This window comes from Macrococcus brunensis (assembly GCF_022343725.1).
Lineage (GTDB): Bacteria > Bacillota > Bacilli > Staphylococcales > Staphylococcaceae > Macrococcus > Macrococcus brunensis.
On record NZ_CP092179.1, the window covers coordinates 2,042,317 to 2,057,100 of the forward strand.

15 protein-coding genes are annotated in these 14,784 nt (G+C 43.1%); all 15 read right to left on the reverse strand.

The window, feature by feature from the left end:
- Positions 1-3: 3 nt before the first annotated feature.
- Complete coding sequence (locus MGG13_RS10855) at positions 4-273, reverse strand: RNA-binding S4 domain-containing protein (protein WP_133432600.1); 270 nt, start codon at positions 271-273, stop codon at positions 4-6.
- A complete protein-coding gene (locus MGG13_RS10860; protein WP_239034862.1) occupies positions 260-1,414 on the reverse strand; it encodes a MazG family protein in 1,155 nt (384 codons plus the stop codon). The genes MGG13_RS10855 and MGG13_RS10860 overlap by 14 nt, the downstream gene beginning before the upstream one ends.
- A gap of 9 nt (positions 1,415-1,423) precedes the next feature.
- Positions 1,424-2,911: a polysaccharide biosynthesis protein gene (locus tag MGG13_RS10865; RefSeq protein WP_239034863.1), complete on the reverse strand. Its 1,488-nt coding sequence runs from the start codon at positions 2,909-2,911 to the stop codon at positions 1,424-1,426.
- Entirely contained in the window at positions 2,898-6,398 is a 3,501-nt protein-coding gene (mfd, locus tag MGG13_RS10870) for a transcription-repair coupling factor (RefSeq protein WP_239034864.1), read from the reverse strand. The genes MGG13_RS10865 and mfd overlap by 14 nt, the downstream gene beginning before the upstream one ends.
- A complete protein-coding gene (gene pth / locus MGG13_RS10875) occupies positions 6,395-6,967 on the reverse strand; it encodes an aminoacyl-tRNA hydrolase (RefSeq protein ID WP_239034865.1) in 573 nt (190 codons plus the stop codon). Before pth ends, mfd begins: the two co-directional genes overlap by 4 nt.
- 94 nt (positions 6,968-7,061) lie before the next feature.
- The gene (locus MGG13_RS10880) at positions 7,062-7,727 is read right to left on the reverse strand and encodes a 50S ribosomal protein L25/general stress protein Ctc (protein ID WP_239034866.1); all 666 of its coding nucleotides are present in this window, start codon (positions 7,725-7,727) and stop codon (positions 7,062-7,064) included.
- Positions 7,728-7,870: 143 nt separating this feature from the next.
- Entirely contained in the window at positions 7,871-8,836 is a 966-nt protein-coding gene (locus MGG13_RS10885) for a ribose-phosphate diphosphokinase (protein ID WP_239034867.1), read from the reverse strand.
- A gap of 19 nt (positions 8,837-8,855) precedes the next feature.
- Positions 8,856-10,211: a bifunctional UDP-N-acetylglucosamine diphosphorylase/glucosamine-1-phosphate N-acetyltransferase GlmU gene (gene glmU, locus MGG13_RS10890; RefSeq protein WP_239034868.1), complete on the reverse strand. Its 1,356-nt coding sequence runs from the start codon at positions 10,209-10,211 to the stop codon at positions 8,856-8,858.
- Between the two features lie 109 nt (positions 10,212-10,320).
- Entirely contained in the window at positions 10,321-10,707 is a 387-nt protein-coding gene (gene spoVG, locus MGG13_RS10895) for a septation regulator SpoVG (protein WP_133432592.1), read from the reverse strand.
- 29 nt (positions 10,708-10,736) lie between these two features.
- Positions 10,737-11,111, reverse strand: a complete 375-nt coding sequence (locus MGG13_RS10900; RefSeq protein ID WP_133432591.1) for a RidA family protein — start codon at positions 11,109-11,111, stop codon at positions 10,737-10,739.
- Between the two features lie 13 nt (positions 11,112-11,124).
- Positions 11,125-11,949 (reverse strand): pur operon repressor, encoded by an 825-nt coding sequence (purR, locus tag MGG13_RS10905; protein WP_133432590.1) that lies wholly within the window; start codon positions 11,947-11,949, stop codon positions 11,125-11,127.
- Between the two features lie 62 nt (positions 11,950-12,011).
- Positions 12,012-12,863, reverse strand: a complete 852-nt coding sequence (gene ispE / locus MGG13_RS10910) for a 4-(cytidine 5'-diphospho)-2-C-methyl-D-erythritol kinase (RefSeq protein WP_239034869.1) — start codon at positions 12,861-12,863, stop codon at positions 12,012-12,014.
- Positions 12,864-12,969: 106 nt separating this feature from the next.
- Positions 12,970-13,233: a biofilm formation stimulator Veg gene (veg, locus tag MGG13_RS10915; RefSeq protein ID WP_133432588.1), complete on the reverse strand. Its 264-nt coding sequence runs from the start codon at positions 13,231-13,233 to the stop codon at positions 12,970-12,972.
- A gap of 100 nt (positions 13,234-13,333) precedes the next feature.
- A complete protein-coding gene (gene rsmA, locus MGG13_RS10920; protein ID WP_239034870.1) occupies positions 13,334-14,224 on the reverse strand; it encodes a 16S rRNA (adenine(1518)-N(6)/adenine(1519)-N(6))-dimethyltransferase RsmA in 891 nt (296 codons plus the stop codon).
- A 9-nt stretch (positions 14,225-14,233) separates the two neighbouring features.
- Entirely contained in the window at positions 14,234-14,764 is a 531-nt protein-coding gene (rnmV, locus tag MGG13_RS10925; RefSeq protein ID WP_133432586.1) for a ribonuclease M5, read from the reverse strand.
- Positions 14,765-14,784 lie beyond the last annotated feature (20 nt).

Genomic DNA, 14,784 nt, shown 5'->3' on the forward strand with positions numbered 1-14,784 from the left:
CTCCTATTCTGGTGAGGACGTTATTTTTTCTTCTTTTTTCACTTCAAACATCTGCTTGGCATTATCCTTAGTGGCATGCTCAGATAAACCTGTTACTTCAACTGTGACGATACGCTGTCCCAGTCTGATGACGAGTTCATCGCCCACTGCGACCACTGAAGATGCTTTTGCCGTATTGCCGTTGATGGTAATACGACCTTGATCGCTCACTTCTTTGGCAAGTGTGCGTCTTTTAATTAAGCGTGATACCTTTAAGTATTTATCGAGTCTCATATTTAACCTCCTGCAGCGCTTCTTCCAGAGAAACGCCTTCTTTAACTTTTTCATAAAGCGCCATGAAAAGATCTGCAAACTGTTTCTCGACCTTGATGTCGCGTTTTTCTTTTCCTTCGTTTTTCTTTTCCTGTTCCCATACTTGATTCAGATCATCCAGATTGTTGACGACCGCATCCCCAAAGACATGCGGATGGCGTCGGATCATCTTATCCGTTACCGCTTCAATCACTTCTCTTATATCGAACAACTCGTCTCTTCTAGCAAGAGCGGCATGAAAGACGACCTGTAAAAGAATATCCCCGAGTTCTTCAATCATATGGTCGATATCATCTGCGTCAATCGCTTCGATCAATTCGAAGCTTTCTTCAATCAAGTAGCGTCTTAATGATTGATGCGTCTGTTTCTGATCCCACGGACAGCCGTCCGGACTAATCAATGTCGCCATAACACTGTTCAGCTCTGTCAGTTCCCCGTAAAGGCCGGTACCTGTGACAGGGTCAATATAAAGGCTTGTCAGATTCGATTCACTGAAATCATGGTCCAGTTCAAAGAGCGGCACTTCTTTGACTTCTGAGTCATGATTCCGTGCAGCGGTAATCACTTTGACCGGATGTTCTGCCGGATAATGATCAAGTAATGTAATCTTAAGGTCGCTTGCTACGATCTGATTATAGACCTGCGTGACAACAAGTGCATTTCTGATGTTTAAGTGACGTGCATCAAACGCAGTCGCATCCAGCAGCTGAAAACCATCATTTGGATCTGCGCCTGCTGCTGTAAATAAGTCATCGATGAAGCTTTTCCCGCCTTTGACTTCAATAGGCGCGTCTGACTGAAGCAGCAGCTGCGTCGTTGATTCGGCAACCATTGGGTGACCCGGTACAGCATACAGAACCTCATTTTCTTCCGCCTCTTTTAAGAGTGTATCCACAATCTCCTGATAGACGGCCGGGAACTGTTCATGTTTTTCATAAACAGCATCAAAACTCTCCCACTCTACATCAGGCAGCTCTACTATCACTGGATGCTTCAGCGTTCTGACATAGACTTTCTGTCCTGCTGTCAGCATTTGATATATACCGTAAGGCAGTTCATCCAGTCCATAGTTACCGAGACCGATCACTGTAATTTTATTCATCTATTCCCCTCATTTCATCCATCTGATGACATGTTCTCCAAAAGGCAGATGGATCCATTCATCAGCAGAAATTATCTTAAATTTTATCATTGCAGATCCTACAATCAGCACGCCTGCTGCCACACCGACAAGAGAGACTATCAGCGCACTCAGTCTATCTGTAAAAGGCAGCTGAAGAGTGAACTGAAGGACGATGGACATCACCACTAATGTCATGGCCCAGCGCACCGTGAAGGATTTCAGCTGAAGCGTATAACGCTGGATAATCCGACGGAAAAGTACAATTGTATAGACGACTAACCCGCTGACTGTTGCAATTGCTGCCCCCAGTATACCAAAATTTGCAATCAAGACGATATTCAGAACAATTTTAGTGAGCAGTCCTGACACAACACCAATGGCCTGGATCTGGTAATCTTCTGTAATCTGCAGCATGGCTGTAAACATAATAATCAGCGACACAAAGATGACCGCAAGCATATAAACAGCAAGCGTCACTGCTTCGGTATCACTTTTGAATAAAAAGAGGTTGAACGGTTTAATCAGATTGAGCAGTCCGATGCTCGCTGCACTGCTGAAAACAATCGTGATTTTAAGCGCAGAGCTTGCATAATCGTTCATCTCCTGATGGTGTCCCTGACGCTTAGCCTGAGCGAGCAGGGGAATGAGCACCAAGGCAAAAGAAGTGGTGACAATCAGTCCCATCTGAATGAGCGATGCCCCCCGGTCGTAGATTCCTTTCAGTTCTCTGCTGTCCTGCAGACTGTAACCGATATGTTTGAGCATATTAAGAACTGTAAAACTATCGACGAGCTGCCAGAGAATCATGATGAGGTAACTGAGTGCATAAAAAAGCGTCAAGAGCAGGAACTGCTTGAGTTGAGTTTTGCTGAGACTGTCTGCCGGCTTAATACGTCCTTTACGTCTTAAATATAACCACGCGCCGCTGATACCGAGGAAAGATCCAAGTATGCTGACAGCGCCGCTTTCATAAATCGAAAAGCCGGTCGTATAAAGATAGATGCCGAGTAGTATGACAGAGACGCGTATCACCTGATCAATCAGCTGTGAGACTGCAATAGTCCGCATCGCATCGCGTCGCTGCAATTCTCCACGAGCGACAGCGACGAAGCTGAAAGGCAGCAGGACAAGAAGCGATATGCGGAGCATTGAAGTCAGGTTAGGATCCCCCATCAGTCTCGCTATCAGACCACTGAAAATCATGAATAGAATCAGCAGGATAAAACTGCTGATTCTAAGAAGACGGTAGACTTTCTCTGCATATTCATGATCGAACTGGCTGATGACGCTCGGCACAGCATTCAAGCTGAGTACTGCCACAATGGCCGCCACTGGATAGACCTGCTGATAAGCATACAGACCCGCGTCCCCGAGTACATTCTGATAAGGCACCCTGTACAAGGCACTCAGAATTTTCACAAGAAGCATCGACACCGTTAAAATGATGACTGAATTAAAGACATTATTCTTCGCCATCGATTGTGATACTTCCTTGCATAATATCGGTCAGCTGCACGAGTGACTGCAGCCAGTTTCCTCTTTTTTTCAGCGATAATGTCATCTGGCCGTTTGCGACACCCACTTTTAAGTCGCGACCGAATGCTTCAGTGTCTTTGAACAGCTGCTCTCCGTTTACTTTGGCAGTTGATGCCGTGGAGACAGTCAGCTCAATCTCTTTTCCTTTTTCTTTCACTAATGTAATACCGAACTGAAGTGCATTGATTTTAATCTTCACGATATCGAGCAGACGCTCGACTTCAACCGGATAATCCCCGTAACGGTCAGTCATTTCATCCTGGACATCCATCAGTTCTTTTTCTGACTGAATATGACGGAGTTTCTTGTAGAACTCGATTTTTGCCTGTTCTTCGCGAATATATTCAGCCGGAATATAGGCATCCACCTGGACATCGACTTCTATATCAGGTCGTTCCTGAACGGGCTCGATACCACGTTTTTCGTTCACAGCCTGCTGCAGCATCTCTGAATAGAGATCATAACCGACAGAATCGATGAAACCACTCTGCTGACGACCGAGAAGATTACCGGCGCCCCGTATGTTCAGGTCACGCATCGCAATCTTGAACCCTGAGCCGAGTTCCGTAAATTCCTTGATAGCCTGCAGACGCTGTTCAGCCACTTCAGTCAGCACTTTGTTAGGTGCATGCAGGAAGTAAGCATAACTGATACGATTACTTCGTCCTACGCGGCCCCGCAGCTGATAGAGCTGACTGAGGCCAAAGCGGTCGGCATCTTCAATAATCAGTGTATTCGCATTTGGCACATCGACACCGGTTTCAATGATTGTTGTGGTTACCAGAATATCATATTCGTGATTGATAAAACCGAGCATCGTCTCTTCCAGTTCGCGCTCCGACATCTGGCCGTGCGCAACCGCAATACGCGCATCCGGCATCATCATCTCCAGCTGTTCTGCCTTCTGATAGATGGTCGCTACACGGTTGTAGAGATAGAAGACCTGTCCATTTCTGGCGAGTTCCCGCTCGAGTGCCTCTTTAATAAAATTATGCTGATACTCGAGCACATAAGTCTGGACCGGGAAACGGTTCTCAGGCGGTGTCTCAATGACTGATAAGTCACGTACGCCGAGAAGACTCATATGCAGCGTCCGCGGAATCGGTGTTGCGGTTAACGTCAGTACATCAACATTGGTTTTCAGTGCCTTGATCTTTTCTTTATGAGTCACACCGAAACGCTGTTCCTCATCGACAATCAATAGACCGAGGTCTTTATAGATGACATCTTTACTCAGTAGTTTATGTGTACCAATCACGATATCAACAAATCCTGATTTCAGTCCTTCTTTTGTTTCCTTGATCTCTTTTGCTGTTCGGAAGCGGCTCATCATCTGAATCTCAACAGCATAATCTTGCATACGTTCGATAAATGTTTCATAATGCTGCTGGGCAAGGATGGTTGTCGGTACTAAGAATGCGACTTGCTTGCCGTCCATCACTGCTTTGAACGCTGCTCGCACAGCGACTTCTGTCTTACCGTAACCGACATCGCCGCATAACAACCGGTCCATCGGCTTCGGTTTCTCCATGTCTTCCTTGATTTCTTCCAGTGAACGCATCTGATCTTCTGTTGGTGTATAGGGAAAGTCCATCTCAAAAGTATCCTGTTCTTCCGTATCAGGTCCAAACCGATAACCTTGAATACGTTCACGTTCCTGATACAGTTTGAGTAATTCATCTGCAATCTCATTGACGTTGCTCTGCACACGCGCCTTTGTTTTCTTCCACTCGGTGCCGCCCATCTTATTCAGTTTCGGTTCTTTGTCTTCTGAACCGACAAATTTCTGAACGTAGGACATCTGGTCGACCGGTACGAAGAGCTGGTCAGTGCCTTTGTACTGAATCTTGATGTAGTCTTTATGCACTTGATTGACTTCCAGTGTCTCAACACCCAGGTAGCGTCCTACACCGTGATGGATATGAACGACATAGTCTCCGACATTCAGTTCCTGATAAGATTTAATCTTTTCAGCGTTGGAGAGTTTCTTCTGATGACGTCTCGGCTTTTCTTTTCTCAGCTTAAACAGTTCTCTTTCAGTGATGACGGCAAGCTTCATGTAAGGCAGCTCAAATCCTTCTGACAGGTCACCGCTTGTAATAATGGCAATGCCAGGCTTTGCTGCTCGTTCCACTGCAACAGGCAGCTGCATATCCAGAAGCATATCCTGAATCTTCTTCTTACGAGTCGGGTTTGATGCCAGGACCACCATGGTATAATCCTGTTTCCTGAAGCGATCAAACTCTGAGAACATAAGATCGTATTGACCATAGAACTGCTGGACTGGTTTACAGGAAAACTTAACGATTTCTTCTATTTTGACAGGCATTGTTGCAGTAAAGAGTGTAAAGAATGTAGTCGTAAAATGATTGAGCAGCTGATGGAACGCTTCTTCTTTAATGAACCGCTGTCCGATAAATCCTCTGCCGCTTTCTATTAATGACTGCTGAAATTCCTCTATTTCTCTGGAAATACTTTCTTCCGCTTCTTTCACCCGATTAAACTCATCCACTACAACGAGAGCGTCACGCTGCAGATAGTCTACTATCGTCGTTTCATCTGGATAAGCGAATTTAATCGCGCGACGCAGGACATTATGATCGAGTAATTCTGCCGAGTGAGAAATCAGATTGTCATACGTATCCCGCAGATCCTGCTGTGCTTCTTTAGACAGTTTTTTCTCTGTCTCCTGTAGCGCAGTCTCAAGACCTGTTCTGATGCTCGTAATCTGTTCGTCATTAAAAATAAACTCGCTCGCTGCTGTCAGTTCCACGCTTTCAATATTCTCTTCAGAACGCTGGGTATCCGCATCAAAATAGCGGATACTGTCCACTTCCGTGTCAAACAGCTCTATTCTGACAGGGCGGCCGATCATCGGAAAGACATCGATCAATCCTCCGCGCACTGAGAACTCGCCGACTGTCGTCACTTGATTACGTCTCATATAACCCATATCAACTAATTGCTGCTGCAGGACATTCAGTTCAACATCTTCTCCTACTTTAAACTGAATGACGTGTGCTTTAAATAAGGATTTCGGACTCAGTAATTTCTTCAGGCCATTTATCGGCACGATAAATAGACCCTTCTCATCATTAGAGAGTTGAGTCAAAGTACGAATTCGTTCACTCATGAGGTCCGGGCTCTTCGTTGAGAATTCTTCTATCATGATATCCTGTACAGGATATTTATATAGTTCATCGACAGGCACGAGCTGCGCAAGATCATTCTCCAGTCGCTCTGCCTGATAAAGGTTATTCGTGACAATCATCATCTGTCGGTCCTGCGTTAAATACTGTTCAGCCATCATCACGGCCTTGGCTGACGGGTTCAGTCCCGTGATGAGTAAGTTCTTCTTGCCGAAGACGGCTGATAATTCCCTGAATCGTTCATCCTGCTGCACAATCGTAGAAATAAGCGGTTTCAATTCACATCACCATTGTACTGGTTCATGACATTCTCAAAACGTTCTCCCGTCAGAAACGTTTCACAGGCCTCAATTGTGCGGTCAATCACGCGGTGCATCGTTATCATTTCGTCATCAGAGAACTTCTGCAGAACGAAATCCGGCACCTTCATACGACCAGGTGGTCTACCGATCCCGATGCGGATTCTCTTAAATTCATCCGTCCCTAAATGCTGAATCAGCGAGCGAATTCCATTATGACCTCCAGCAGAACCTTTAGGACGTAATCTCAGACGGCCAGGTGGCATATCTAAATCATCATAGAGGACTAAGATGTCTTCTGTCGTGACTTTATAGTAATCCATTAAAGGACGCACAGCTTCTCCTGATAAATTCATATAAGTCATCGGTTCAATTAGCAGTACTTTTTCGCCCTTAATCGTCGCAATCGTATACAGTCCATTGAACTTCTGTTTATCCAACTCTAAACCATGTTTCTGACAGAGTTCATCAATTACCATAAATCCTATATTGTGTCTTGTAAGATCAAATTTACGCCCGATATTACCGAGCCCTACTATACATTTCATAGGAACCTCCATTTAAAGTTCATTACTCCTATTATAACGATTTTTTTAGCATAAAAAAACAGACAGCCTTGGCTGTCTGTTTAGAGAATGACGATTATTCAGCTTTTTCTTCTGAAGCGTCTGTTTCTTCGCCTTCAGCAGTTTCTTCGCCTTCAGTGCCTTCAGCTTCTTCACCTTCAGCCGCTTCTTCATCTTCTTCAGGTTCTTCCACAACTGTAGGTGGTACAACTGAAACGATTGCTTCATCGTCTTCATTGTTGATTGTGTAGTTTTTGTTACCACGTAAATCACCAACAGCGATAGAATCACCGATATTAAGTTCCGTTACATCTACTTCAATTGTTTCAGGGATTTCGTCTGGAGTTGCAGTGACTGATAAAGTGAATAATGGTTGTTGAACAACGCCACCTTCTTCAGCACCTTTAGCTTCACCTGTTAATGTAACTGTTACATCTACTGTTAATTCAGCTTTCATGTTAATAGCTAAGAAGTCGATGTGTGTCACTTGATTTTTAATAGGATCTACTTGATAGTCAGATACCATTACTTTAGTGCTGCCTGCATCTAAACCAAGTTCGATAACACCGTTACGTCCCACTTCACGCATAACTTTAGTAAATTCTGCAGCGTCAACGTGAACCGCTGTGTTAGCTGCACCGAAACCATAGATAACTGCTGGAATTTTACCAGTGTTTCTTAATTCGTTAAGTTCTGAACGTTTTGATTTACCTTGTCTTTCGACTGCTTTTAAATTAGCCATGTTTATTTCCTACCTTTCGTGTCCCTCATCCTAAGGAACTCCTACGCCTGCCCATCAGTTGTGAAAACCTGCTTGCATGACGTTTATTTTCTCTCATAAGAACTAAATACCCGGTCCACGAAAACTTAAACATTTTTTTAAAATTAATCGAATAAAATACTGACTGATTCTTGTTCGTAAATTCTGACAATCGCCTGAGCAAGGAGTTCTGCTACTGATAACTGAACGATCTTAGCTGGTCTGCCTTCTTGTGGTAAGTTAATAGAGTTTGTCACAATCAGTTCTTTGATTGCTGAATTTTCGATACGTTCAAAAGCAGGACCTGATAAAACAGGGTGCGTACAGCATGCATACACTTCTTTAGCGCCTTTATCAATTAAAGCCTGTGCTGCAATTGAAATGGTACCTGCTGTATCAATGATGTCATCGATAATAATCGCTGTTTTACCGTTGATGTCACCGACGATATTCATCACTTCTGCTACATTTGGTTTTGGACGACGTTTATCGATGATAGCAATCGGTGCTTTCAGACGGTCCGCCATTTTACGCGCACGTGTTACACCACCGTGGTCTGGTGAAACAATGACTAAGCTTTCTAAATCGATATCTTCTTTTTCCAGGAAATAATCCGACAGAATCGGCTCACCCATTAAGTGGTCAATTGGAATGTCGAAGAAACCTTGGATCTGTGGAGCGTGTAAGTCAAGTGCGATGACACGGTCTGCACCTGCTGTTTCAAGTAAATTAGCAACGAGTTTAGCCGTAATCGGTTCACGGCTGCGTGCTTTACGGTCCTGACGTGCATAACCATAGTAAGGCATCACGACGTTAATAGTAACGGCTGACGCACGTTTTAAAGCGTCAATCATAATAAGGAGTTCCATTAAATGGTCATTGACCGGATTAGAGGTTGATTGAATGATGAAAACATCACAGCCACGGATACTTTCTTCAATATTGATCTGAATCTCACCATCGCTGAAGCGTTTGACGCTTGATTTACCTAAAGGTAAACCAACATGCTTCGCAATTTCGTCTGCTAACGGATGATTACTTTCCAGTGAGAAAATCTTTAACTTCGTGTCTTTAATTTCGTTATATAACATTTTTCAGCCTCCACAGCTTTTATTTTTTGTAATAACCTTCTTTAGTCGTCTGGCGCGCGCGTCCTAATGCAAGACTTTCTTCAGGCACGTTGTCTGTAATCGTTGAACCTGCCGCAACAAAAGAGCCATCTCCTATTGTAACAGGAGCTACCAAGTTTGAGTTGCAACCGATAAAAGCATCTTTACCGACAACAGTCTTGAATTTATTCTTACCATCATAGTTGACTGTAATAGAGCCACAGCCTACATTCGTCCGTTCACCGATTTCTGCATCTCCGATATAACTTAAATGCGATACTTTCGCCTCGTCATGCAGTTTGGCTTTCTTCACTTCGACAAAATTCCCGATCTTTACTTCTCTGCCGATGTCGCTGCCTGGGCGAAGCTGTGCAAAAGGTCCAACGGCAGAATCTGTACCCACGATAGAATCAGTGATGACAGAATGCTTGATTTCTGCCCGGTCTCCAATCGTACTGTTTTTAATATCACTATGTGCCGTAATGATGACTTCTTCACCGATTACCGTTTTGCCTTTCAGTGATACACCTGGATGAATAACAGTATCCTGACCGATTTCAACTTCACTATCGATATAAGTGTTATCCGGATCAAGCAAGGTTACACCGTTCAGCATGTGCTGCTGGTTAATACGTCGACGCATCAGTTTTTCAGCAAGTGCCAGGTTAACACGGTCGTTGACGCCTAGTGTTTCCTCAAAGTTTTCAGTAACATACGCTTCTACTCTAGCGCCTTCTTCTTTCAGCAGCTCAATGACATCAGGTAAGTAATATTCACCTTGTGCATTGTCATTCTTAACAAGCGCCAGTTTTTCAAACAAGGCCTGATTATCAAAACAGAAAGTGCCTGAGCTGACTTCATTGATGAGCTTTTCTTCGATATTAGCGTCTTTTTCCTCGACGATTTTTTCAACTTCTCCTTTGTCATCTCTGACAATACGGCCATAGCCGAAAGGTTGGTTGGTCTTTGCCGATAAAATAGTGGCTTTAGCCCCGCTCTGTTCATGATGTGCAATAAAACTCTCAATTGTTTCTTTAGAGATAAGCGGTGTATCACCGCAGATGACAACTGTCGTACCTGTATGATTTTCTAGATGTTCTTTTGCCATCGAAACTGCATGGGCAGTTCCCAGCTGTTCGTTCTGCATGCTGAATTTCGATTCACTGCCAAGCAGTTCTTTCACTTGATCTGCACCATGTCCCACAATGGTAACCACTTCTGTCACGCCTGACTGTCTGATGTTATCCATGACATGTTTTACCATTGGTTTACCTGTCACAGGATGAAGCACTTTGTAGAGTTTTGATTTCATACGAGTGCCTTTACCTGCTGCCAGGATAATTGCTTGTCTAGTCATATTGAAAGCCTCCAAAATTCGCGTTACCTCTATTATAATTTAACATCTAAGTGACTTTCAAGCACTTATCCTATAATAAAAGGAGAGCGCGTTGCGCTCTCCTTGTCATTTATCGCTGAAGATCTTCTTCTATAGTTGTCTGTGAATCGTCTTCTATCAGGCCTTCTACTTCGACACTTGTCGCCTCTTCTTCACCATAAGTCTGAACTTCAGGTTGTGGTTCTGCATTTTCAGACGATGATTCAGGTGTCTCATCATAGATTTTCATGACCGCCTGCTGAATTTCCTGACGCATATCGCTGTTGATCGGATGAGCGATATCACGAAACTCCCCATCGGGTGTCCGTTTACTTGGCATTGCAACGAACATACCGGAATTTCCTTCAATCACTCGCAGGTCATGGATTACAAATACATCATCAAGCGTGATTGAAACAAGTGCTTTCATGCGACCATCAGTATCAATTTTTCTTAATCGAACATCTGTAACTTTCACTTGAGTTGCCCCCTGTCAAATAGTTTCGATTAATGAACGAGTGCTACGACTTCAATCTCCACTTTTACGTCTTTAGGTAAACGACTCACTTCTACACAGCTACGCGCTGGGAGATGCTCACTGAAAAAGTTGCCATATACTTCATTGATTAAAGGAAAATCATTCATATCTTTGATAAAAATCGTTGTTTTAACGACTTGATTTAAATCAGAGCCACAGTCATTTAACACTAACTGAAGATTCTTTAAAACTTGATCAGTTTGTGCCTGTACATCTTCACTTACTAATACGCCATCCGCTGTAAGAGGAAGTTGTCCACTTGTGTATACCATGTTGTTCACTTTAACAGCATGGCAGTATGGTCCGATTGCTGCCGCTACTTTGTTAGAAATAATTGATTCCATCATTCATTCTCCTCTATTTAAAAAAATTCAGGCAATTGCCTTTTTCAACAGTAAAAGACTGGTTGTATTCATCTACATCTGAGAGTTTCACCAGCGAAGTATAGTCCTCTATTAATCGATTTTTAACTTCTTTAGATTCTACAAGTACAGATACCCCTGCAACCTTGGCCTTAAACTCATTCATTAAATTCATGACACCTGTAATAGAGCCCCCTGCACGCATAAAATCATCGACTATCAGGACATTTGAACCTTCAGGTAATGTACGCTTAGAAAGCACCATCGTTTCAATTTTACGAGATGAACCCGAAACATAGTTAATGCTGACTGTAGAACCTTCTGTCACCTTGTTATCCTTACGAATGACCACTACAGGCAGATTCATAATATTTGCGACTGCATTGGCCAGAGAAATCCCTTTCGTTGCGATTGTCACAATCGCATCAATCTCTTTATCCATATACATCGTTGCGATCAACTCGCCTACTTGTCCAAGCAGTCTTGGATTCCCGACCATATCTGACATGAATAAATAGCCGCCTGGCAGTAATCGTTCATCTTCCTGCAGCATATCGCATAGGCGGTCTACCAGCTGCTCCGCTTCTTCTTTGTACATCATTGGTCTGAATGTCACGCCACCACTTGCACCGGCTGTTGTTGTGATAATTCCCATTTTTTCTTTGATAAAAGTCTCTTTAATAATCTGGATGTCTTCACTGATGGAAGATTTAGCCTGCTCAAATTTCTGAACAAAATAAGTGAGCGGCACCAGTTCATTAGGATGACGAAGTAAGTAACTCGTCATATATACTATTCTTTCACTACGTTTAAACTTCATTTCTCTGCCTCATTTACGTATGTTTTAAATATAATATATCACAAACGTTCGGCTTTTCAAGTCTAACCCAGTAATCTGACCATATAGACTTCTTTACAGCAGCCTTTTAAGGCATTCACTACACTTTTCGCTTGTCTTTCCTTACTTGCAAGTCCATAAACTGTCGGACCGCTGCCGCTCATCATTGTCGCATCTATACCGGCTTTCTGCATCGTTTCTTTCAATGTCTGAATAATCGGATGCATCTTAATAGTCACGTCTTCCAGGCGGTTACCCAGACTGTTGACGAGAAGCTGATAGTCGCCTTCTTCGAGCGCACGGATGCAGTCTTCAGTCGGAATCTGTTCAGCATGCTCTTCAATACGAAGCGCACCGTAGACATCGCCTGTTGAGACACTGATATCGGGTTTTGCAAGAACGACCCATGCAGCAGGCGGTTTAGGCAACGCCTGCAGCTTCTCTCCACGTCCTGTGCATAGTGCAGTCTTGCCATAAACACAGAACGGAATATCTGAACCAATCTCTGCCGCTAGTTCACTGAGCGTCTCTAAAGACAGATCGAGTTCAAATAGCCGATTCATTCCTCTGAACGTTGCTGCCGCATCACTCGACCCGCCGGCAAGTCCTGCTGCTATCGGAATCGTTTTGTCCAGCGTAATCGTCACACCCTGCTCAAGTTGATAGCGATCCATCATCAGCTTAGCTGCTTTATAAGCCAGATTGCGATGATCAGTCGGCACATAGCGATGCTCTACTTTCAGAATTATTTTTTTGTCGTGTCGTTTCTCCAACGTCAGCCGATCATTTAAATCGACAGTCGTCATAATCATTTCAACTTCATGATAACCATCATCACGTTTATAAAGTGTATCCAGCGTTAAATTGATTTTAGCTGGTGCATTTTCGTAAATCATCCTTCGTCCTCACTTAAAATTAATAGTACAATTTTATCATATTTCAGAACAGAAGCGATGGACAAATAAAAAAAGCATATCCCAGGGATATGCTTAACTCGTTAAATTATTGAACGAGGAATTCCTCTTGATTATCATTGACGAATGTCACTTGAACATTTTCTGTCAGCACGTCAGTATATGTATAAGACACGCGTTCAAAATTGTGCTGGCTTTGATCAAGCTCAACGATGAAAACTGATGGATAAGTTTCTTTTAAAACGCCACGGCGTTCAATTAACTTTTTACGGCCTCCATTAGCTCTAAGTACAATACGATTTCCTAACTGACAATCAAGAATTTTTTTGATGTCTATTAATGTTTTTGGCATATTGACCCCACCTCGCTATAGGGAAAATTATATCATTTTTATAGTAATTAGTCAAATAAAATTTAAATTTTATCAACTAGAGACGGGGTTGTCAATAGATTTATATCGACAATTCGACATTTTCTTTGAATTTATTTGACAGTTCTGCAAACTCCTGCAGTGTCAAGCTTTCACCCCGACGTGTAGGTTCGATACCTGCTGATTGCAGCCAGTTGATAATGCTTTCTTTATGCATTTTGCTGTCCTTAATCAATGACATATAATTGTTGAGAATCGTTTTACGGCGCTGAACAAAGGCACCCCTCGTCAGTTTAAAGAACAATGCTTCATCTTCAACCTGAACAGCCGACTGATCAAGTGAGGTCAGTTTAACGACTAAAGAATCCACATTAGGTGGTGGCATAAAAACACCTTTAGGCACGATCATCACTTTCTCGACAGTCGTATAATACTGCACTGCTATCGATAACGAACCATAACTTTTTGTCGAAGGTTTTGCGCTCAATCTTTCACCGACTTCTTTTTGCATCATGACAACATAACTTTTTATTGGCAGATGTTTTTCGAGCAGTCCCATTAAAATAGGTGTCGTAATGTAGTAGGGTAGATTAGCGACTACCAGTACTTCCTCACAATCATGTAGATGCGTCTCAATCGCCTGCTGAACATCAGCTTTCAAAATATCCTCATTAATCACGGTGACATTATCATAAGGACTCATCGTGTCTTCCAGTACCGGAATCAGACGCTGATCGATTTCAAAGGCTACTACTTTTTTGGCACGTTTTGCCAGCTGTTCTGTCAGTGACCCCATGCCAGGTCCAATCTCTATCACACCTGACTGCTCAGTAATTCCACTCGCACTAATGATGTTATTAATGACATTCGTATCGATCAGGAAGTTCTGACCCAGACTTTTTTTGAATGAAAAGCCGTGTTTTTCTAACAGCATTCTTGTTCTGACAGGTGTTGCTATATCTTTGTAATCCATCCTTCAACCTCACTTTATCGCATTTTTAACGTCTTCTTCTGTGATACCGAACGCATTCAACCGATGAAAAAGTTGTTTACCGTTACAATAGCCGATTTTAAGCACTCGGCAGACTTTCGTTCTTTTTTCTTTAGCCCCCGGTCCGATAATAAGGCCTAAGTCTATTAAGAGCTGCTTACTGACTGTCTCTACATCGCTATCAAAAGGCGTGCTGACATTTACAAGTGCATCCTGTATCGCTGTCAGCGGCGCATGTTCTATCCCAATTTTTCCACGTTTATTTCTAGCAATAGAAGCGTCAATAAACGCCTGCTTCGCTGATGGGACACGCTTCTCAATCGTCATTCTGATTTTATTGCCCGGGTAATCCGGATCCGTCAGAATAATGACGCCGCGTTTTTCTGCCGCATGTTCTATCGCCTGCAGCGTTAATTCATTGATGGCAGAGCCATTTGTTTCTATCGTATCACAGTCGACAGCCTGTTTAACTCTGACTGTGTCGTCTTTACCTTCAACGACTACTATCTCATTTATTTTCATTAAAATCACCTGTCTCATTA

Excerpts from the sequence above, each read along its gene's own strand:
- MGG13_RS10855 (WP_133432600.1), bottom strand. The coding sequence starts at position 273 with ATGAGACTCGATAAATACTTAAAGGTATCACGCTTAATTAAAAGACGC.
- MGG13_RS10860 (WP_239034862.1), bottom strand. The coding sequence starts at position 1,414 with ATGAATAAAATTACAGTGATCGGTCTCGGTAACTATGGACTGGATGAA.
- MGG13_RS10865 (WP_239034863.1), bottom strand. The coding sequence starts at position 2,911 with ATGGCGAAGAATAATGTCTTTAATTCAGTCATCATTTTAACGGTGTCG.
- pth (WP_239034865.1), bottom strand. The coding sequence starts at position 6,967 with ATGAAATGTATAGTAGGGCTCGGTAATATCGGGCGTAAATTTGATCTT.
- MGG13_RS10880 (WP_239034866.1), bottom strand. The coding sequence starts at position 7,727 with ATGGCTAATTTAAAAGCAGTCGAAAGACAAGGTAAATCAAAACGTTCA.
- MGG13_RS10885 (WP_239034867.1), bottom strand. The coding sequence starts at position 8,836 with ATGTTATATAACGAAATTAAAGACACGAAGTTAAAGATTTTCTCACTG.
- glmU (WP_239034868.1), bottom strand. The coding sequence starts at position 10,211 with ATGACTAGACAAGCAATTATCCTGGCAGCAGGTAAAGGCACTCGTATG.
- MGG13_RS10900 (WP_133432591.1), bottom strand. The coding sequence starts at position 11,111 with ATGGAATCAATTATTTCTAACAAAGTAGCGGCAGCAATCGGACCATAC.
- purR (WP_133432590.1), bottom strand. The coding sequence starts at position 11,949 with ATGAAGTTTAAACGTAGTGAAAGAATAGTATATATGACGAGTTACTTA.
- ispE (WP_239034869.1), bottom strand. The coding sequence starts at position 12,863 with ATGATTTACGAAAATGCACCAGCTAAAATCAATTTAACGCTGGATACA.
- veg (WP_133432588.1), bottom strand. The coding sequence starts at position 13,233 with ATGCCAAAAACATTAATAGACATCAAAAAAATTCTTGATTGTCAGTTA.
- rsmA (WP_239034870.1), bottom strand. The coding sequence starts at position 14,224 with ATGGATTACAAAGATATAGCAACACCTGTCAGAACAAGAATGCTGTTA.
- rnmV (WP_133432586.1), bottom strand. The coding sequence starts at position 14,764 with ATGAAAATAAATGAGATAGTAGTCGTTGAAGGTAAAGACGACACAGTC.